The organism is Microbulbifer sp. TB1203 (assembly GCF_030997045.1).
Taxonomy (GTDB): Bacteria; Pseudomonadota; Gammaproteobacteria; order Pseudomonadales; family Cellvibrionaceae; genus Microbulbifer.
In genome coordinates this window covers 3,750,245-3,770,787 of sequence record NZ_CP116899.1, presented here as the reverse complement: position 1 = coordinate 3,770,787, position 20,543 = coordinate 3,750,245, and the positions used below count along the sequence as shown (strand labels likewise).

Genomic DNA, 20,543 nt, shown 5'->3' with positions numbered 1-20,543 from the left:
GCCGGTATTTGTGGCCATCAAAATTCAAAGACCTAACTTCACCCTTTCCCTAAATGCTCCTCCCCCCCGAGCGTTAACAACTTATTTCTCCACACCTCTGTCATTTTTAAAACTCTCTGTTCAGGTTCTTCATCTAAACCGAGATCTAAATTTAAATTATTATAGGCTATACAATTGTCCAATAGCGAAAGAAATATAAGTGTTATTTGCGTTGTATTTAGCCATGTCATTTCATTTAGTTTATTTTTAAGAAACTTGTGCCTGTCTTTAGACTTATATTCACTTATAATCTTGTGAACCCGAACTTTAACTTTATCAGTGAAATTACTATCAATTTCATGAGCAATTATTGCGATCTTCCATGATACATTAGATTTCCCATCAATCAAATCCCATAATAAATCAACCACTTTTGTCGCGTTAAAATAATACGCAAGTATTCCACCTACTATTTGATCTCTCCAATTGTTGCTCTTTAACAAAGGTATAATATCTAAAAGAATATCAGGTCCAGAAGTTTGTTTAAATTTTTCTAATTGTGCTCGCAATTCTTCAATCTTATTCAAATGCGAGCACAAAAAATAATCTAACGGTTGCATTTATTGCCTAACGCAATGCCCAGGATAAGGATTATTTACCATCCACGATGGTATGTGTATCAAAACCAACCACTCGTCATCGGGCAGCTCGGGGTGATTATTAGGGCTATTATGGTTATATATATTCTTCTTAGCCATTCCTTCAGGAAGAACAATTTCATAGACCTCTCCATCTGATAGCTCCGCATATGCACCAGCTGTAGCTCTATTGGTTGTTACGCTTATATATGGTGACCCAATGCTTGTCTGCGCATGGTCTGTAGCTAACTCTTCAAACGAAAAATCTTTCAGCAAATCATAAGCAATGTTTTTTGCACTCAATAATGACTCTCCCGCACGAATACTTTCTTCAATAATAGAAGCCCAGAATTCTTTCTTTCCGCTAATATCCCCTCTGTAAAATATTTCGCATTCTGGGAGTTTGGAACTTCCAGATACTGATATTGTAGTCAGAATGAGATTGATCCATCCGAGCGGAAGCCTAGTCACCGTCTCATCGTCGGATTCCCAAATCCAAGGCCCTTCGGCTGTTCCCGTAGATTCAAGTACGACTGCGGTAACACCTTCCTTATGAATAAGAGTCCCAAGTATTCTCTCTAGAATTTCCTCAATAGTTTTCCCAGAAGTTGAAGATGGGTCTATTAGCGTAGAGTTGCTGTCAGAGCTATTTTCAATAGCATCTGTTAACGCTAGAGCGTCCTGATGGAAATTCGTATAATCAAATACGACCTCAATGTCTTCAATATAGGTTCCATACACCTGCCAAAAGCCATAAGTCATATTAAAACGGCAGAGCGATGGAAAGTCTTTGCAATATGCGGGTTTATTATTTATATCTTCTGGATCGTCATTTTCATCCAGATATTTCTTCTCTCCATTAGCATATGCGTAATAAACGTTAATATACCCAATATACCACCAACCAGTAGCTTCCTTTCCCTTGTAACTATACCAGTCGTTTTCTATTGCAGTTTTTTCAAAATAGTCAGGATCTAATTTCCACCCATTTACTTCCTTAAAAAATTGTCTAAATTGAGAATCTACAGCTGTAATAGCACTCGGGGCAGTCCCTACTTCGCCAGAAGCAAACACAAACTGATCAAGTGCACCAGGTATGCTGCTAGTAACTCCTTTTAGGAAGATGTCAACTATCCCATCTATATTGAAATCCCCTGCTTTGATTTCAATATCCGCAAGGGGCCATTTCTGCGCTTGTGACTTTTGGGAAGACGATAATCCTGTAACCAGTGTGAATTCACCACCGGACTTTTGTCGCAACACAAATTCTTCCACTGGTGCTGGCAACACAATTGGCGTGGCGATATCTCCATGCAATATCACTACCTGTGGTTTCTGGCGGACATAGAGATCGGTGAGGCCGTCGCCGTTGAAATCGCCTTTACGGACTTCGTAGTTTTCGTCGAAGCCCTGACCCAGGGACAAGGCTGGAATCAGGAACAGAAGGAAGGGAAGAAGCAGTTTGGTTTTCATGGCAACGGCCTGTCGCTATGCTGCCGCGGTACTCCGTGCGGCAGGGATTATTATTGGTTTGCGTTAATGGGCGGGGCTGCAATACAGCCCTTTCCACAGTTGCGGTAAATCAGTCTCCAAATGCCACAGCTACAATCTGTGGTCTATCGGCAGAGCACCCTCCACCATATATTGCAAGCCTCACCGGTTTCCCTGCTATATAGGCACTTATCAACATTGAGCGCGATATATCTGATGCACTTGCAGGCATATGGTAGCTGGCAGTAGAGGGACACCCTGCGGGATTAGTGAGGCTACTTTGATCGGTTTTAAGGTATATACCGTCACCGGATACCCAGTTTTCCAAAAAAGCTATTTTAACCGGCCCTGTATGTCCGTTAGCAGCGAGTGCACCAGCTGGCACTGCGAGCATAATTGTGAGCACAAGATGGAAGATGGAAGATTTAGACATTTTTTGTTCCTTTTTTCTATATTTTCGCCTGCCAGCAGGCTCCTAGGGTGGTTTTTGGCAAGCTAGCAAGCTGCCTATGTTGTAGTCAAGTGTGTTGGTGTCGACGCAACTGGTCGACCTGCTTTCCCTCTCCCCCAACCCCTCTCCCGCAAGCGGGAGAGGGGAGCGTTGGTTACTCCACCGTCACCGACTTGGCCAGGTTGCGCGGCTGGTCCACGTCGGTGCCTTTGAGCAGGGCCACGTGGTAGCTGAGCAACTGTAGTGGCACCGTGTACAGGATCGGCGCCAGGCTTTCGGGGGCGTCCGGAACCTCCACCACTGTGATGCCCGGCTCGCTGGTGAAGCCGGCCTTGGGGCTGGTGAACACAAACAGCTCGCCGCCGCGGGCGCGCACTTCCTGCAGGTTGGATTTGAGTTTCTCCAGCAACTCGTCGTTGGGGGCGATGGCGATTACCGGCATGTCCGCGTCCACGAGGGCCAGCGGGCCGTGCTTGAGTTCGCCGGCGGGGTAGGCTTCGGCGTGGATATAGGAGATTTCCTTCAGCTTGAGCGCGCCTTCCAGCGCGATGGGGTATTCCACACCGCGGCCGAGGAACAGGGCGTGGTGCTTCTCGGCGAAGGCCTCGGAGGTGGCCCGTACCAGCTTGTCCAGGCCGGTGAACTGCTCCATCAGTTCCGGCAGGCGGTGCAGGGCCCCGACCAGCTCCGCTTCCCGTTCCGCGGGCATACCGTTGGCCCTGGCCAGGGCGATGCAGAACAGCTGTAGCGCCACCAGCTGGGTGGTGAACGCCTTGGTGGAGGCCACGCCGATCTCCGGGCCCGCCAGGGTCATCAGTGACATTTCCGATTCGCGCACCAGGGAGCTGTTGGGCACATTGCAGATGGCCAGGGAGGCGAGGTAGCCCAGTTCCTTCGCCTGGCGCAGCGCGGCCAGGGTGTCGGCGGTCTCACCGGACTGGGAGATGGTGACGAACAGGGTGCCCGGACGAACCGCGGTTTTGCGGTAGCGGATCTCGCTGGCCACCTCCACGGAACAGGGCACACCCGCCCAGTCTTCCAGCCAGTAGCGGGTCACCAGACCGGCGTGGTAGCTGGTGCCGCAGGCGACAATCTGTACCTGCTTCACCTGGGGCAGCAGTTCGTTGGCGCGGGTGCCCAGGGCCTCGGCGAGTACGCTTTTCGCACCGATGCGGCCGGCGAGGGTGGCGGCCGCCACTTCCGGCTGCTCGAAGATTTCCTTCTGCATATAGTGGCGGTAACGGCCCTTGTCTGCGGCGTCGTGGCCGCCGTCCAGTTTGTGCACCGGACGGCTGACTTCCTCGCCGCTCCTGTCGCGGATGGCAATGCCGGCGGCGGTGATCTCTGCCACGTCGCCCTCTTCGAGGAAGATAAAGCGGTCGGTGACCTGGCGCAGGGCCATGGGATCGGAGGCGATAAAGTTCTCCTCGATGCCCACGCCCACCACCAGCGGGCTGCCGGAACGGGCACAGACCAGGGTGCCCGGTTCGTCGGCGCTGATCACCCCCAGGGCGTAGGCGCCGTCGAGCTGCCCGATGGCGGTGGTGACCGCCTCCACCAGGCTGTGGCCCTCGGCCGCCAGTGAGTGGATCAGGTGCACCACCACTTCGGTATCGGTATCCGAGTCGAACTGATAGCCCCGCGCCTGCAGGTCCGCGCGCAGAGGCTGGTGGTTTTCGATAATGCCGTTGTGTACCAGGGCGATATGTTCCGAGCGATGCGGGTGGGCGTTGCCATCCGATGGGGCGCCGTGGGTGGCCCATCGGGTGTGGGCGATGCCCAGGCGGCCGATGGCGGGGTCGGCAACGAGCCGGGACTCCAGGTCCGCCACCTTGCCCTGGCTTTTGCGCAGTTGCAGCTGGCTGTCGCCGTCCAGCAGGCAGACGCCGGCGGAGTCGTAGCCTCGGTACTCCAGGCGGCGGAGCCCCTCCAGCAGGATTTCATTGACGTTGCGCTGGGCCAGCGCGCCTACGATTCCACACATGTTGGTTTACCTCTTTGGGTTCAAGTTCTTTCTGTGGGCGCGGCCGTTGGCCGCGATGCTGAGCTGGAGCCTTCAGCTCTCGAAGAATGGTTCGGCGTTCCCAGGGGGGCGCGGATTACCCGCACGCCTTGGGATTCCAATTTCCTCTGTGCTTCTTCCTCCAGGCCGCTGTCGGTCACCAGGGTGTCCACCTGGTCCCAGGGCAGCTCCAGGTTAGGGATGCGGCGGCCCACCTTGCTGGATTCCGCCAGTACCACCACCTCCCGCGCTACGTCGGCCATCACTCTTGAAAGGCCTATCTGCTCGTTGAAGGTGCAGGTGCCGCGCTCCAGGTCGATGCCGTCGGCGCCGATAAAGGCCCGGTCGAAGTCATAGCCTCGCAACACCTGTTCCGCCACCCGGCCCTGGAAGGCCTCGAAATGGGGGTCCCAGGTGCCGCCGGTCATCAGCAGGGTGGGTTCGTTCTCCAGTTCGCGCAGGGCGTTGGCCACGTGCAGTGAGTTGGTCATCACTACCAGGCCGCGTTTTCGATCCAGCTCGGGGATCATCGCCGCGGTGGTGCGGCCGTAATCGATCACTATGCGGTGGTGGTCGGGAATCAGCGCCGCGGCGGCGCGGCCGATGGCGCGCTTTACCTCAGAGGGAGCCTCCTCTGCCACCATTTCCCGCGGTACCGGAATGGCGCCCCCGTGGCGTCGCAGCAGCAGGCCGGCGCTCTCCATGGCGGTGAGGTCCTTGCGAATCGTAACTTCTGAGGTTTCGAATTGCCGCGCCAGTTGCTCCACACTGGCCTCGCCGGCTTCGTTGAGCTGTTCCAGTATGCGATGTCGGCGTTGAAGGGTGTTGCGTTTGGACATGATCAGTTAAGTTTCGATTTGAAACTTAACGATAGCAAACCGAAAGGGCAATTCCCACAGGAATTTTTGAAGGATATTGGAGTGGAGTTGATTATAGGGTGCAACCTGCGCACCGACATCGCCAGCGGTGCGCAGGTTGCACCCTACGAAGACAGGGATTCCATCAATGATTTCAGGAAGCGCGCCAGTTCGCCGCCGGTAACCGCCCGGTGGTCGGCGCTGATGGAGAGGGGGAGGAGGGGGCGCACCGCCGGTTTGTCATCCACCGCAACCACCCCCTGAAATATGCGCCCGGCACCGACAATCGCCACTGTGGGCGGCAGCACTACCGGTGTGGCGTAGCGGCCGGCCATGCCGCCGAAGTTGGACAGCAGTATGGTGGCGCCCTGCAGGTCCTCCCGGGCGATACCGGTCTCGCGGGCCTGCTCTTTGTAGTCCTCTATCTGTTTCAGCAACTCTTCGTCGGAGCGCGTGGCCACATCCCTGAGTACGGGCACGTAGAGACCGCGGGGAGAATCCACCGCCACGCCGATATTGACGGTTTCGGAGGGGGAGAGGATGTCGTTTTCGTAGAGGGCGTTCAGGTTCGGTTCGGCGGCGCTGGCCTCTTGCACGGCGCGGATCAGGCGCAGGGTGGCGGATTGCTCGCCCCACCAGGTGGAAATGTCCAGCTGGTCGCACAGGGTCATGGGCGCCACCTGGTCGCGGGCCCGGCTCATGGCCAGGGCCATGGCGCGGCGGGCGGGGGAGGCCTGTTTTGCGGGTGCCTTGGCCGGGCGCTTCTCTTCCTTCTCCTTCTCCTTCTCCTTCTCCTTCTCCTTTTCCGGCTTCCGCCCGGCCAACTCGCGTACTTCGTCGGCGGTGAAGCGTTCCCTTTGCGGTTGCCGCTGGCTGAGATCCACTCCCAGGCGGCGGGCGAGGGCGCGGACTGCGGGGGTTGCGGTGCGGTGCAACGGTGCTCGGGGGGCGGTTTCTTCGCCCAGCGTTTGTCCGCTTTGCTGGATTCTGCCCACTACGGTGCCGGCGTCGGAGGGTTTTTCTTCGGAGGGAGATCGATCGCGGCCATGGGCCGCTCCTACAAGGGGGGGGGCCCTGTCCTCTGAATCGGCGAAACCCACCAGCGGCTGGCCGACGTCGATGGTGTCGTCCTTGGCGGCGTAGAGCTTTTCCACGGTGCCGCTCCAGGGGGCGGGCACATCCACCAGGGCCTTGGCGGTCTCCACTGTGACCAGGTTCTGGTTGATGGCGACGGTTTCGCCCTCGGCCACGTGCCATTCGCGGATTACCGCATCCTGCAGGCCCTCGCCCAGGTCCGGCAGCTTGAAGATTTTCATTTCGCCCCCTCACCTGGATAGTCCATCGCGGCGCGGGCCGCAGTGAGCACTTGCTCCGTGTCGGGCAGGTAGCTGTCCTCCAGCTGGTAGTAGGGCATCACCGTGTCGTAGCCGGTGACCCGCTGCACCGGCGCCTTGAGCAGGTCGAAGGCGTATTCGCCGATCTGCGCGGCGATCTCCGCGCCCAGGCCGCCGAAACGCGCCGCCTCGTGTACCACCACGCAGCGGCCGGTCTTTTCCAGCGAGTCGATTACGGTGTGGATATCCAGCGGCTTGAGGGTGGCCGGGTCGATGACTTCCGCCTCTATGCCCTCTTCGGCCAGTTGTTCCGCGGCCTCCAGGGTCTCCTTCAGCGAGGCGCCCCAGGAGATCAGGGTGATATCGGTTCCCTCGCGCAGCACGAAACAGCGGTCCAGGGGCAGGGCCTCGCCGTTGTCCGGCACCTCCTGTTTGGCCGCGCGATAAATGCGCTTGGGCTCCAGGAAGATCACCGGGTCCGGATCGCGGATCGCCGCCAGCAGCAGGCCGTAGGCGCGTGCGGGGGAGGAGGGCACCACCACGCGCAGCCCGGGGATATGGGCGAAGATGGCCTCGGTGCTCTCGGAGTGGTGTTCCGGCGCATGGATGCCACCGCCAAACGGCGCGCGGTAGACAATCGGACAGAATAGGCGCCCGCGGGTGCGGTTCCGGTAGCGCGCGGCGTGGTTGAGGATATGGTCCAGGCCAGGGTAGATGAACCCCATAAACTGGAACTCGGCCACCGGGCGCAGCCCCTGGGCGGCCATGCCCACGGCGATGCCGGCGATCATGGTTTCCGCCAGTGGAGTGTCCAGAACCCGCTCGGGGCCGAAGGTTTTCTGCAGGCCCTCGGTAGCGCGGAAAACGCCGCCGTTGACGCCCACGTCCTGGCCGAATACCACCACCCGGGGGTCCGCTTCCAGTTCGTGGGCCAGGGCCTGGGTGACCGCCTCCAGCAGGGTAATCTGCGCCATCACTGCTCCCCGGCCAATTGGTCGTACTGTTCCAGGAAGGCCTCCGGCAACCGGGCATAGAGGTGGTCGAACATCGCCGTGGGTTTGTCTTTGGGGCGCTCGGCGTGGGCGCGCAATGCTTTCTCCATCACCTCCGCCAGCTCCCGCTGCAGTTCATCCTCCTGTTCGTCGCTCCAAAGGTCCTCGTTGCGCAGGTAGCGGCCGAGACGGATCAGGGGCTCGCGCTTCCAGGCCTCGCGCACCTCCTCCTCGGGCTGGTAGCGGCTGGCGTCGTCGGCGGTGGTGTGGTCGCAGAGTCGGTAGCTGGTGGCTTCGATCAGGGTGGGGCCCTCGCCGTTGCGCGCGCGCTCGATGGCATCCCCCACCGCGGAGCGCACCGCGATCACGTCGTTGCCATCCACCTGCAGGCCGGGGATACCGGCGGCGATGGCCTTCTGGGCGATGGTTTTCGACGCGCTCTGGGCGCTGCGGGGTACCGAGATGGCCCATTGGTTGTTGTTGATCACGAACACTGCCGGCAGCTTCCAGACACCGATCAGGTTCAGGGCCTCGTGGAAATCGCCCTTGGAGGTGGCGCCGTCACCGGCGCTGGCCACCGCCACCCGGGATGGTTCGTCCAGTTGTTCACGCTTGTACTTGAGGGCGAAGGCCACGCCGGCGGCGTGCAGCAGTTGGGTGGCGATGGGCACGCAGAGGGGCAGATCCTCGCGGGCGTGGCGGAAGTCCTGCCCGCGCTCGTCGCCGCCCCAGATGGCGAGGATCTCTTCGATCTTTACGCCCCGCTCCAGCAGGGCGCCGCTCTCCCGGTAGTAGGGACAGTAGACGTCGTTTTTCTCCAGCGCGCTGCCGGTGCCCACGCCGATGGCCTCCTGGCCCAGGCTGGAGGGGTAGGTGCCCAACTGCCCGGTGCGCTGCAGCTTTACCGCGCGGTCATCCAACAGCCGCGCCAGGGCCATTTGCCGGTAGAAGGCGAGCAGGGTATCGGGAGTGGCGAAGTCCGGGAGTTCCTGGGTGGCCCGGCCAGCCTCATCCAGGTACTGCAGGTGCGCAATATCGAAGGAGGCGAGCAGGTGCATTCTGGGTTTGTGCATCGGGCAATTCCTTATGTTCCCGAAGCGAAAGTGTAACGGATGGGGGCCGGCTACCGGTCGGCAGAGGAGGGGATTCCCGCCGGATTTCCATCACTGGCTGTAGGAGCGAATCTTGTGTTCACCCCTACAGCACGCTTTCGTCGTTCCGGCGCAAGCCGGAACCCAGTTGCCACTAAACTGGATACCGGCCTGCGCCGGTATGACGAGATTGATTCAAAATAGAGTGTTTACAGGTCAGCTTTCCTTGGAAGGCCGCTGCCAGCCGGTGATGTTCCGCTGCCGGCCGCGAGCCACCGCCAGTTCCTCCTCCCCCACCTCCCGGGTGATGGTGGAGCCGGCGCCCACCGTCGCCCCGGCGCCCACGGTCACCGGGGCAACCAGTGCGGTGTTGGAGCCGATAAAGGCGCCGTCGCCGATCTCGGTGCGGAATTTGTTTACGCCGTCGTAGTTGCAGGTGATGGTGCCGGCGCCGATATTGACCCCCTCTCCCACAATGGCATCGCCCACGTAAGAGAGGTGATTGACCTTGCTGCCGCGGCCGATCTGCGCCTTCTTGGTCTCGACGAAGTTGCCCACCTTGGCGCCCTCGGCCAGCTCGGTGCCAGGGCGCAGGCGCGCGAAGGGACCGACGGTGCAGGCTTGGCCCACCCGGGCGTCCTCGATCACGGAGTTGGCCTCCACACGCACGCCGTCGGCGAGTACGCAGTTCTTCAGCAGGCAGTTGGGACCGATTTCCACGCCGTTGCCGAGGGTGACTTCACCCTCGAATACGCAGTTGATATCGATACAGACATCGGTGCCGCAGTTCAGCCTGCCGCGAATATCGAGGCGCATCGGGTCCAGCAGGGTGACGCCGGCGGCCATCAATGCCCCGGCCTGGCGGCGCTGCAGGGCGCGCTCCAGTTCCGCCTGCTGGGCGCGGCTGTTGATTCCCGCCACTTCCAGCGGATCGCTGGCGCGCACGCCAGTGACCGCGATGCCCTCGGCTACCGAGCGGGCCACCACGTCGGTGAGGTAGTACTCCTTCTGCGCATTGTCGTTGGACAGTTCTGGCAACCACTCCGCCAGCAGTTCCGCCGGCGCGGCGAGGATGCCGGTATTGATCTCGCGGATCGCCAGGGTGTCGGCATCGGCGTCTTTTTCCTCAACGATCTCCAACACGCGCCCGGCGTCGTCCCGCACTATGCGTCCGTAGCCGGCGGGGTTCGCCACCTCCACCGACAGCAGCGCCGGCCCCTTGTCGGAAGCGGAGAGTAGGGATTGCAAAGTGCCGCTCCTTACCAGCGGCACGTCGCCGTAGAGCACCAGCACGGTCGAGCCTTTGCGGAAGTTGGGGATCGCCTGGGCCACCGCGTGGCCGGTGCCCAGCTGTTCCGCCTGCTCGACAAACTGTACTCCGCTGTCGGCAAATCGCTCCCGCACCAGGTCCGCGCCGTGGCCCACCACCACGGTAATGGAAACCTCGCCCAGCAGCCGGGCGGCGTCGATCACCCGTGCCAACATGGGTACGCCGCCAATAGGGTGCAGCACCTTGGGCAGGTCGGAGTGCATACGGGTGCCTTTGCCGGCGGCGAGGATAACGATATCGATGGTCATGATTGGGAAATAACATTACTGATGAGGGCGCTCATTGTGCAGACTGGGCCGGCGGGGGACAAGTCGGGCTCCAACTGGTCCTGGTGATGCGGGGTTTTCACATAGCGCTAGTCCAAGCGAATTCGAATCGGAATTTAATCCCGCCGCCCCCGCCTTTCTATTGGGAAAGCCGCAGGCAGCGTTCATATTCATCCCAGTAGCCACCCGGCTGGCGGCGGTAGGGACCAACCATGGCGCGGCGCGACTGGTCGCTGGCTATACGGCGACAGGCCGATTTGAGATCGCGATAGCTGCCAAAAGGGCCGCCGTCGCGATAGCGGTAGCGGCCGTAGTTGGGGTAAAGATTGTCACGGTCCGCGCCGTAGTTGGGATAGGACGGGTAGGCCGGGGGTACTTCCTGGGGTTCCGGAGCCGGGGCTTGTGGAGCCGGAGGCTGTGGAGCTGAACGCTTCGGAGCCGGAAGTGCATAGAGTTCCGTCGGCGCAGTGTAGTCGCGCCAGCCAGGGGGCGGGGTGACCACCGTATAGTCGCCGCCACGTGGGTCGTACAGGAAAAAGGTGCCGTCGGAGGTAATAGAGTAGCGGTCGCCGCTGATGGTGATATTGCTGGCGCCGCCGGGAACCGAAGGTACCCGCGCACCAAGCGGCGGCTCAACCCGTCGGTAACCGCCATTTTCCGGGCGATAGAAAGAACCGTCCCAATAGTAATAGGTCTCGCCGCGCACCAACAGCTGCGAGGCGCCGGAGGGGACCTCTGGCGCCCCGCCCTGGGGCCAGGCGAGCGCGGCAGTGAGACAGTACAGAAGTGCAATGGCGTAGCGCATAGCGGCATTCCCGCGGTTGCATACTGTTCAAAGTTTATGCTGCGGCAGTGCCAATCCCCAGAATGGAAGAAAGAACCAAACCGGCGACAGGTCGGCTCTGCAGAAATCCCCCCGGAGTTTCCGCCGCCTTCCGAGGACGGCACGGCCTGATCGCGGTAGGCCGTTCCCCAGGGGATTCTATACGGGAGCGGGAAAGAGTTCCGCGAAGTACATGAATATCAGGCTGAATACCGTGACGATATCGACCGATGGCGACAAGTTTCAGCTCTGCCAGCGATCAAATTCCTTCGATCACCAAGGGCAAACTGATTCCACCGATCAACCAAATAATAGCGATGCTTGCCAGCCCCAACAGTATCTTGTCATTCAGGCGATCCGTCTTAAATCCCGGCAGGCCGCGATCCCGCCAGCGCCAAACCAGAAAAAACAGGCTCAGCCCGATAAATGCCAGATCCAGAAACAGGGTGTAATCGACCGAAAAATACTCCCTGTCGGTGAGACTTCTGGCCGCATCGGCCTCCGGCAGCATCCCCAGGGCGGCAAAGCCGTAGTGCATGGCAATCGCGCTGGTGATCAGAATAACCAGAAATACACCGAGGATATAAAGCGCCATCTTCCAACCGTAGTACTGCGCCTGGATGCGCAATACCGGCAGCACCACCAGGTCGCTGAAAATAAACGCCATGATGCCGGCGAAGCTGACACCATTTCCAAGCAGTACCGCGGCCAGCGGGATATTGCCCATGGAGCCGATAAAGGTAAAAAACGCCGCCACCGGCCCCACCAGGCTCTGCAGCAATACTTCCCAGAATGCCGGATCGCCGCTGCCGGCGCCGACGAAGAGCGTCTGGAAGAATTCGCGCGGCACAAATGTGGCGATAATGCCGGCGACGGTAAAACCGATGGTGACATCCCGCCACACCATATGCCATTCCATCACGTAGCGATCGGCCACCCGCCGCCAGCCCTCGCGGCTGCGGATCAGCTTTTTCCAGTCGGGTATTTTCTCTTCATCACCGTTACCCTCCGCTTCGCGAGCCTGCTCGCGCGCCCTATCGATCAGCTTTTTCGGCGCGGTGAGGGAAACCACCAGCCACATCAGCAGGATCAGCAACAGGCCCCCCAGATATTCCCCGACCACGAACTGCCAGCCGAGAAACAGTGCAATCACGATACCCAGTTCGACCACCAGGTTGGTAGACGCCAGCAGGAAGGCGAGAGAGGGAACAAACCCCGCGCCTTTAGAGAAAAGCGCACGGGTGGTCGCCAGGGCGGCGAAGGAACAGGAACTGGAGATAAAGCCGAAAAAGCCCGCCAGCGCGATATCCCGCCCCCCGGCTTTTCCCATAGTCTGTCGCATGCGCCGCCGGGATACGAAGACCTGGATCATACTGCTGATCAGGTAGCCCAGGCCAAATGCCCAGAACGCCATCCAGAACAATCCCAGGGTAGTGGTTGCCGCCTGGTGCCAATTGGCGAGTAGACTCTGCATAGGCAGGATGCTTTTGATTGCCGTGGAATCAATCTGTGAGTGTAGCCATGTCACCAGTCCAGGCCCCCGATATGCCCGGATTGGTAACGTCTTACTAAAGGAGCGAACTGGTGGAAAGGAAGGGCTTGTGGTTGTCGGTACTGGGCTGCCTGGGCATGGCGGCGCTGGGGTTTACCTTCGCACACCTGGCGGACTCTGACGCAATTTTTCTCGACGGCGTCTTCTCGCTGGTGAACTTTGTAATGTCGCTGGTGATGGTCCGCGTGGCGCAGCTGATCAAACGCAGGGCCGACCAGCACTTTCCATTCGGCTACGCCAGTTTCGAGCCGGCGTTCAATGTACTGCAGAGCATGGTGATCCTGGGCGTGATGCTCATGGCATTTTCATCGGCGGTGATGACGCTGTATGGAAGAGGGCGCTCATTGGAGGCGGGCATTGCTACCTTCTACGCGGCCATCGCGGCCATTGGCTGCCTGGCGATCTACCTGATATTGCGCCGCATCGGCAGGGCCAGCGGTTCCTCGCTGCTCCAGGTGGACTCCTTTGCCTGGCTGGTGGACACAGTCCTCAGTGTAGTGGTGCTCTGCGCCTTTACCTTTGTATGGCTGTTCGGGGATCTGCTGGGCGGCTGGCTGCCCTATGCGGACGCCTGGTTGGTTATCGTCATGGTGGCTGTGATGCTGCCGATACCTGCGGGTATTCTGTACAAAAACCTGATGGAGGTTTTGCTGTCCGCCCCCTCCGGCAGGATGCAGCAGAAGATCCACAAGGCCTTCTCCGCGGCCATGGCCGGAATTCCCGGTAGGCGCTGGGGGCTGAGCATGACCAAGACGGGCCGTTCCCTGTACCTGCACGCGCGGATCCTGCTTGAGGAAGACCAATACCACGTGCCGGTGGAACAGGCGGACGCGTGGCGCGAACTGCTGACTGAGCGCATGAACAAATTTGTTGCCGAGCGGGAGTTCGACGTGGTCTTCACCACCGACCCCGACTACCTCTGACACAGCTCACCGCTGTTTGGCAGTAGCGATATAGCCGTATTTCAGCAGGCCAACGAAGATCGAGCCGCCGACGATATTGCCGAGAGTCGCAAGGCCCAGGAACCGGAGAATGCCGACAATACCAACACCGCCTTCGGTGCCGAACCAGGCACTGAAAATGGCCACCGCGCCGGCTATGCAGTGCGCAAGCCCGCCAAAGCCGATTAGAAAGGTGATTACGCTGATCACCACTATGCGGCCGATGGTATCGGAGGAGGAGGTGACAACCCAGCCCAGCAACCCCATCAGCCACCCCGCAAAAATCGCGCCGAGAAACATACCGGAGTCGCTGTCGAGGACCAATTTGGCTTCGTAGTAATCGAAAACACCGCCGTCGATATGTTGGCTGAGCGCCACAAAACGCACGAAAATCAGGCTGAAAATCATCGCCCCCAGCATATTGCCGGCGTAGATCACCGACCAGATACGCCCCAGGCTGCGCCATCGCTGCTGGCCATCCAGCACCGGGAGAATCGCGAGGGTGGTGTGCTCGGTAAAGAGATCGGAACGGCCGATAATCACCATCACAAAGCCGATGGGATAGCTGAGCGAGGTGATAAAGTACAGCATCTCTCCACCCACCTGGGTGTGAAAGTGCGTGTAGAAAGCCGCCATCAGAAAGAAACTGAACCCTATCTCCAGCCCCGCAGCAATGGACGATAGAAACAACGAGCGGTTGTTCCGCTCGTACTCGTGCAGACTGGCCTCCATCTGCTCCTGTAGGATTTCCCGGTCTTTCTTCGGCTTATCGGATTCGCTGGACATGGTTGCCACCCGGCTCCAAAGACAGCCGGCGGAAGAACCGCCGGTTTATCAAAGGTTAGTTCCGTGGGGAGGCAATGGGGTAAAAGCCGATAGCAGCCTTTCCATAAGGCGCGGAATTTATTGCGCAGGTCAAGTTTCCCGGCGGGATCAGAGGACCATCGTCCAGCGTTGATTGCTGCCACCCCAATCCGACCAGGTGCCGACGTTGTCACCGGGATAAGTTCCGTAGCCGTCAACCACCTGTTTTGCCGCGGCGCGCGCGGCGATAGAGCCGTTGTCATACAGTGTGAAACGCTGGTGATCATTGCCGTTGCAGGCCCAGATAATCAGGTTGGCGCCATTTTCAAAAACACCGCCGTTGTAGAGGCAGTAATCCGAGTCGTGCTTGCTGCGGATCTCTCCGGTGTCAGCATCGTAGCTCCATTTCTGCCAATTGCTGCCACTGCAGTGCCACTGATGGACATTGGTGCCGGAGGCCACGACGCCATCGGTAATATCCAGGCACAGATCGGAAGCATTGTTCATCAGTTGGACATATTCGTTAAATTCTGGATATCCCGATGGCCTGTATCGGTTTATATCCCTGAGGAAAGAGCTGTTTCTCATCGGGAGGTTGGCCGATCCATAATCGAATCCGTTCAAGCGGTTGCGCATCTCCCTGTTATCCAGGCCATCGCCGTAAAACTGGTACCAGCTGACAATCTCGGGGGTCACAAAAGCGCCGTAGGGGTTTTCCGCATATTCGTTGTCCTTGGCGAAGCGAAAGGCGTGGGTGCCAATTCCGTCTTTGTGGTAGACGATTTTCAGATGGCCGTTTTCAAATGGCAGCTGGGAGGCGGGAGCAGTGGTCAATTCTCCGTGTGCACTGTAGCTTCCATGGGTAACCACGCCATTGGTGGTCCAGACTGCGGCGTACTCCCAGTCGTGGCGGTGGCCGCTGTTGATGCCATCGAGTATCTGGTCTTTTTCGAAATACAGCGCATAGAAGTGGCCACAGTAAGTGGCGCCGCCGCTTTCCGTACAGACATAACGATGGACGGTGTTGGAGATATCGAGAAAATTGCCTGACCGACAGTCCCCAGTGATACTTCCCGTCGGCTTTAGACCACCATTCTTTTCCCCGTTACGACTGATCCCAGTGCCCGGGAGACACCCATCGGTGTCAAAGTCAAATACCGGGGCAATGGATTCGGCATTGACCTCTGCGGGCAAGGCTTTGTCCAGTTTTGCAAAGTCGCTGGCGTGGGTCGATACAGAGACGGCCGTGCCGAAAAGCAGCGCAGAAAAAGTCCTGTTGAAACTCATAAATTTCCCTCCCTATGAATAAGCTTGAGCGATAGACAAGCTTTTTTCGGTCATCGCAGACCATAATGTAACAGGGGCGGCAAGCGAAGGCAGAGTAACAGCAGCCCTTAACCGGACTTCTTCTCTCCGGCCTTTTCCTCGGAATCGTAGGGTGAGGCTTCGGCTTCAAGGGAGTCCAGAATTTTCTTCGCTCTAGAGCGTTGTTTTCCGGAATGGCTCCAGGCCACTACATTTTCCAGGAAAGGCCTGGCCAGATCGGCTCTGTCGATAGATTCCAGGTAAAAGCCGAGTTTGGTATTGATAAATAGGTTGCCCGGCTCACGCTGATAGGCGGCCATCATGGTTTTGAATGCCTCCAAGCGCTCACCGTTCAACTGCTGTGCTATCCAGAGAGCGCGATAACCGGGCAGGTGCGCGGGGTTCATCTCAATCGCGGCCTTTGCGTTCTGCACAGCCCCTCGATAGAGGGCTTCATCCCACTCATCGGCCTTTTTCGTCGCATGCAGCCTTCCCGCGTAGTAAAGCGCCAGATTAGCTGCTGTGCGGTAGTCTTCAATCTTGGCCGATTCGGTTATATCCGCCATTCGTGCGGCGGCCGGCTCGTCTCCGGTACGGAGTTTGATTTCTGCCAACAGGGCGTAGTTTTCCTGCCAGCCAGCGGATTTCTTATCGGCTTTATTCAGGTATTCCTCCGCCAGTTCACCATCGTCCAGGGTCCACGCCTTTTCCCCCAGTAGAAAATTCCGTTCGTTGTTGGTCAGCTTGCGCGTTTGAATATCCCCTTCGTACTCGGGGATAGTCACCTTGCGGCTGCGCAACTGGCCCCGCGCATACCGGTTCAGCTCCGCCTGCATTTCATCCAAGGATTTACCGTAGTGTTCTTCAAAAGCTTTCAATGGATCTTCGCCATTTTTAAGGGCATGGAAGTAATTGCTGGTTTCCTTATCGTAGGATTTTCCTGCGTAACCCGCTCCGAACTGCAGATAGTGGGTGAGGAGCCAGGCTCCCGCGTAGTAGCTGTTGGCGTAGAGGGGGCTGTAATTTTCAGTATCCGGTTTCAGTATTTCCCGAAGGGGCAGCGGCCTTGATCCGGCTCCCTTGCCACTGAAGGCATACAATCTCCACTTGGGCACTTCCCCTATCCACACGCCATCTTTCGTAAGCCTGGCACTGGCGAGAAACTCGGCAAACCCCTCTGAATACCACTTGGGGTAGATGGACTGACCGCGTTCGCGCATAAGGTGGTGCACATATTCATGAAAGGCCACTCCACCATCTGAAAACCCCCCGGCATTGGCCCTTGCGAAAATCAGCGGCCCATCCCAGGTATCCGTATAAAAGCCTGCAATATTGTCTTTTCTGGTAAATTTTTTGAATTGCCTGGAGCTTTTGAAATAGAATACCTGCAAGCGCTGGTTTTCCAGCGTGTTTTCCTGTCTGGTGACAAAAAGAATCGCCTGTCGAAACCTCTCCATATCTCGAAGCAGATTACTCACCCGCTTCTCAGAAGCATCAGAATAAACAGTAAAGTAGTCAGACCGATATTCGCGCCAGTCCCCGGCCGTGGCGAGGGGAGAAAAGACGGCCGAAAACAATATAAGGGAAGTGAGGAGACTTCTGAGAGAACTTTTGCAGCTCATGGACGGACCTATTCTTTTTATTGAAACTCAGCGGGTTGCTATTTGGGCCCATGCCCAGCGCCCACTCAAATAAAGGTGTACTTCAGGTACAAAAAAAGCAGCCGAAGCTGCTTTTAATCGCCTGCCGGAGCTGGAGCTCCACAGTCCCGGGTTACTTGCCGGCGGCCTTGCGAATTGCCTGCAAGGTACGCAGGCGGGCTTCGGCTTCGGCCAGTTGGGCTGAGATGCGTGCGTAGTCGATTTCCGAGGGGGCTTTGTGCAGGGCGTGGGCCGCTTCTTCGCGGGCCTTTTGGGCGGCATCCTCGTCGATTTCGCGCTCGGCGATATCCGCGAGGATGGTGACGGTGCCCGGCTGTACCTCGGCGTAGCCACCGCTGACAAACAGCACTTCCTCGTCACCACCCTTCTTGATGATGCGCACCGGTCCCGGTTTGAGCGCGGTGAGCAGTTGCGCGTGGCCGTAGGAGATACCCAGCTCTCCTTCGATACCGCTGACAACCACCATCTCCACCAGGCCGGAGAAGAGGGATTGCTCGGCGCTTACTATGTCGCAATGTATAGTCATAGCCATCAGGCTACCTCATTCTCTGGTTTTAGGCTCTGAACAAATTCGATCGCGGCCATGGGCCGCTCCTACATTCCCCCTCCCGTGCCCGGAAGAGGGTGTCCAGAGTTCCTCACAGTTCGCCTGCAAGCAGGCTCCTACTTCTTGTTGGCTTTTTCCACCGCTTCGTCGATGGTGCCGACCATGTAGAAGGCCTGTTCCGGCAGGTGGTCGTAGTCGCCGTTGAGAATGCCCTGGAAGCCGCGGATGGTCTCCTTGAGGGATACGTATTTGCCCGGCGCACCGGTGAATACTTCCGCCACGTGGAACGGCTGGGACAGGAAGCGCTCGATCTTACGGGCGCGGGCCACTGTCTGCTTGTCGTCCTCGGACAGTTCGTCCATACCCAGGATGGCGATGATGTCCTTCAGTTCCTTGTAGCGCTGCAGTACGGACTGCACGCCGCGGGCCACTTCGTAGTGCTCCTGGCCGATCACCAGCGGGTCCAGCTGGCGGGAGGTTGAATCCAGCGGGTCAACGGCCGGGTAGATACCCTTGGCGGCGATGTCGCGGCTCAGTACCACGGTGGAGTCCAGGTGGGCAAAGGTGGTGGCCGGCGACGGGTCGGTGAGGTCGTCCGCCGGTACGTAAACCGCCTGGATGGAGGTGATGGAGCCGGTCTTGGTGGAGGTGATGCGCTCCTGCAGAACGCCCATCTCCTCCGCCAGGGTCGGCTGGTAACCCACCGCAGACGGCATACGGCCGAGCAGGGCGGATACTTCGGTACCGGCCAGGGTGTAGCGGTAGATGTTGTCGACGAACAGCAGTACGTCGCGGCCTTCGTCGCGGAATTTCTCCGCCATGGTCAGACCGGTCAGGGCGACGCGCAGGCGGTTGCCGGGCGGCTCATTCATCTGGCCGTAGACCATCGCCACTTTGGACTTGCTGAACTCCTCGACGTTGACGACGCCGGCTTCCTGCATCTCGTGGTAGAAGTCGTTACCCTCGCGGGTGCGCTCGCCCACGCCGGCGAACACGGACAGGCCGGAGTGCTCGGTGGCGATATTGTTGATCAGTTCCATCATGTTCACGGTCTTGCCCACGCCGGCGCCGCCGAACAGGCCCACTTTGCCGCCTTTGGCAAACGGACAGACCAGGTCGATCACCTTGATGCCGGTTTCCAGCAGTTCGGTGGAGCTGGACTGCTCTTCGTAGGTGGGGGCTGCTCGGTGGATGGACATTCTTTCCTTTTCACCGATGGGGCCGCACTCGTCGATGGGGTTGCCGAGTACGTCCATGATGCGCCCCAGGGTCTCGTGGCCTACCGGCACGGAAACCGGCGCGCCGGTGTTCTTCACTGTCAGTCCGCGGCGCACGCCCTCGGAAGAGCCCATGGCGATGGCGCGAACCACGCCGTCGCCCAACTGCTGCTGCACTTCCATGGTGAGATTCTTGTCTTCCACCATCAGTGCGTCGTAAACGTTCGGCACGGAGTCACGTGGAAATTCCACGTCGATTACCGCTCCGATAACTTGCACAATTTGCCCGTTACTCATTTCCGGATCCTCAACTTTAAATTCTGTCTTCGGCAGCCCATTCGCCTGCGAATATCAGGGTCAGACCGCTGCGGCGCCGCCCACAATCTCGGACAGCTCCTGGGTGATGGCCGCCTGGCGCGCCTTGTTGTACACCAGTTGCAGCGCGTCGATCAGCTCGCCGGCGTTGTCGGTGGCGCTCTTCATTGCGATCATGCGCGCGGCCTGCTCGCAGGCCTTGTTCTCCACCACTGCCTGGTACACCTGGGACTCGATATAACGCGCCAGCAATCCGTCCAGCAGTTCTTTCGGGTCCGGCTCGTAGAGGTAGTCCCACTCGTGCTTGAGCTCTTCGTCCTCGGCCTTGGGCAGGGGCAGCAACTGCCGTACCCGCGGCTTCTGCGACATGGTGTTGACGAACTCGTTGGACACGAGGAAGAGGCGGTCGATATCGCCCGACCCGAAGCGATCCAGCATTACCTTGACCGAGCCCACCAGTTTGTTGGCCTGGGGCTCATCGCCCAGGTCGCGCAGGGCGGCGACCACGGTGCCGCCGATGGCGTTGAAGAAAGCGGCCGCCTTGTTGCCCACCGCGCAGATTTCCACTTCGGCGCCTTTTTCCGACCAGGCCTGCATATCGCGAATGGCCGCCTTGAACATGTTGATATTCAGGCCGCCGCATAGCCCGCGGTCTGTGGATACCAGGATGTAACCGACCCGCACAGTCTCGCGCTCCTGCAGGTAGATATGCTGGTATTCCGCCGAGGCATTGGCGACATGGCCGATCACCGCGCGTATGCGCTGGGCGTAAGGACGCCCCAGTGCCATGCGATCCTGAGCCTTGCGCATCTTACTCGCCGCAACCATTTCCATCGCGGAGGTAATTTTCTGCGTGCTCTTGATGCTGGCAATTTTTGTGCGTACTTCTTTTCCGCCTGCCATAGTCTCTTACCTTGTTCGCTGGAACTTGTGTTCTGTAGGAGCGG

At 58.7% G+C, this 20,543-nt stretch carries 18 protein-coding genes; 2 read left to right on the top strand and 16 right to left on the bottom strand.

Annotated elements, in window-relative coordinates; translation table 11 throughout:
• Positions 1-38: 38 nt before the first annotated feature.
• Together PP263_RS15920 and PP263_RS15915 are read right to left on the bottom strand one after the other, a co-directional pair.
• Complete coding sequence (locus PP263_RS15920) at positions 39-566, bottom strand: hypothetical protein (RefSeq protein WP_308364672.1); 528 nt, start codon at positions 564-566, stop codon at positions 39-41.
• A gap of 33 nt (positions 567-599) precedes the next feature.
• Positions 600-1,934, bottom strand: a complete 1,335-nt coding sequence (locus PP263_RS15915) for a hypothetical protein (protein ID WP_308364671.1) — start codon at positions 1,932-1,934, stop codon at positions 600-602.
• Between PP263_RS15915 and PP263_RS15910 the strand changes: the two genes are divergently transcribed.
• Positions 1,929-2,198, top strand: coding sequence for a hypothetical protein (locus tag PP263_RS15910; protein ID WP_308364669.1), 270 nt, complete (start codon positions 1,929-1,931; stop codon positions 2,196-2,198). The genes PP263_RS15915 and PP263_RS15910 overlap by 6 nt on opposite strands.
• A 515-nt stretch (positions 2,199-2,713) precedes the next feature.
• Here PP263_RS15910 and glmS read toward each other — a convergent pair.
• The 8 genes from glmS to PP263_RS15870 form a co-directional block, all read right to left on the bottom strand.
• Positions 2,714-4,543, bottom strand: a complete 1,830-nt coding sequence (gene glmS / locus PP263_RS15905; protein WP_308364667.1) for a glutamine--fructose-6-phosphate transaminase (isomerizing) — start codon at positions 4,541-4,543, stop codon at positions 2,714-2,716.
• Positions 4,544-4,563: 20 nt separating this feature from the next.
• Positions 4,564-5,400, bottom strand: a complete 837-nt coding sequence (locus PP263_RS15900) for a DeoR/GlpR family DNA-binding transcription regulator (RefSeq protein ID WP_374693667.1) — start codon at positions 5,398-5,400, stop codon at positions 4,564-4,566.
• A gap of 143 nt (positions 5,401-5,543) precedes the next feature.
• Positions 5,544-6,734 (bottom strand): dihydrolipoamide acetyltransferase family protein, encoded by a 1,191-nt coding sequence (locus tag PP263_RS15895; RefSeq protein ID WP_308364666.1) that lies wholly within the window; start codon positions 6,732-6,734, stop codon positions 5,544-5,546.
• Positions 6,731-7,726 (bottom strand): alpha-ketoacid dehydrogenase subunit beta, encoded by a 996-nt coding sequence (locus PP263_RS15890; RefSeq protein ID WP_308364664.1) that lies wholly within the window; start codon positions 7,724-7,726, stop codon positions 6,731-6,733. Before PP263_RS15890 ends, PP263_RS15895 begins: the two co-directional genes overlap by 4 nt.
• A complete protein-coding gene (gene pdhA / locus PP263_RS15885; RefSeq protein ID WP_308364663.1) occupies positions 7,726-8,817 on the bottom strand; it encodes a pyruvate dehydrogenase (acetyl-transferring) E1 component subunit alpha in 1,092 nt (363 codons plus the stop codon). Before pdhA ends, PP263_RS15890 begins: the two co-directional genes overlap by 1 nt.
• Positions 8,818-9,051: 234 nt before the next feature.
• Positions 9,052-10,413, bottom strand: coding sequence for a bifunctional UDP-N-acetylglucosamine diphosphorylase/glucosamine-1-phosphate N-acetyltransferase GlmU (gene glmU / locus PP263_RS15880; RefSeq protein ID WP_308364662.1), 1,362 nt, complete (start codon positions 10,411-10,413; stop codon positions 9,052-9,054).
• Positions 10,414-10,570: 157 nt separating this feature from the next.
• Positions 10,571-11,236, bottom strand: a complete 666-nt coding sequence (locus PP263_RS15875; RefSeq protein ID WP_308364659.1) for a DUF6515 family protein — start codon at positions 11,234-11,236, stop codon at positions 10,571-10,573.
• Between the two features lie 277 nt (positions 11,237-11,513).
• The gene (locus PP263_RS15870) at positions 11,514-12,728 is read right to left on the bottom strand and encodes a permease (RefSeq protein ID WP_308364658.1); all 1,215 of its coding nucleotides are present in this window, start codon (positions 12,726-12,728) and stop codon (positions 11,514-11,516) included.
• A gap of 110 nt (positions 12,729-12,838) precedes the next feature.
• On the opposite strand from PP263_RS15870, the gene PP263_RS15865 reads away from it, so the two are divergent.
• Entirely contained in the window at positions 12,839-13,729 is an 891-nt protein-coding gene (locus PP263_RS15865; protein WP_308364656.1) for a cation diffusion facilitator family transporter, read from the top strand.
• 6 nt (positions 13,730-13,735) lie between these two features.
• Here the strand turns inward: PP263_RS15865 and PP263_RS15860 are convergent, their stop codons facing one another.
• From PP263_RS15860 to atpG, 6 genes are all read right to left on the bottom strand, one after another.
• Positions 13,736-14,533 (bottom strand): formate/nitrite transporter family protein, encoded by a 798-nt coding sequence (locus PP263_RS15860; protein ID WP_308364654.1) that lies wholly within the window; start codon positions 14,531-14,533, stop codon positions 13,736-13,738.
• Positions 14,534-14,680: 147 nt separating this feature from the next.
• The gene (locus tag PP263_RS15855; RefSeq protein ID WP_308364651.1) at positions 14,681-15,838 is read right to left on the bottom strand and encodes an NPP1 family protein; all 1,158 of its coding nucleotides are present in this window, start codon (positions 15,836-15,838) and stop codon (positions 14,681-14,683) included.
• A 107-nt stretch (positions 15,839-15,945) separates the two neighbouring features.
• Entirely contained in the window at positions 15,946-17,478 is a 1,533-nt protein-coding gene (locus PP263_RS15850) for a DUF1570 domain-containing protein (protein ID WP_308364650.1), read from the bottom strand.
• A 151-nt stretch (positions 17,479-17,629) separates the two neighbouring features.
• Complete coding sequence (locus PP263_RS15845; protein WP_308364649.1) at positions 17,630-18,049, bottom strand: F0F1 ATP synthase subunit epsilon; 420 nt, start codon at positions 18,047-18,049, stop codon at positions 17,630-17,632.
• Positions 18,050-18,180: 131 nt separating this feature from the next.
• Positions 18,181-19,578, bottom strand: a complete 1,398-nt coding sequence (atpD, locus tag PP263_RS15840) for a F0F1 ATP synthase subunit beta (protein WP_308364647.1) — start codon at positions 19,576-19,578, stop codon at positions 18,181-18,183.
• 60 nt (positions 19,579-19,638) lie between these two features.
• The gene (gene atpG / locus PP263_RS15835) at positions 19,639-20,499 is read right to left on the bottom strand and encodes a F0F1 ATP synthase subunit gamma (RefSeq protein WP_308364646.1); all 861 of its coding nucleotides are present in this window, start codon (positions 20,497-20,499) and stop codon (positions 19,639-19,641) included.
• Between the last annotated feature and the right edge of the window lie 44 nt (positions 20,500-20,543).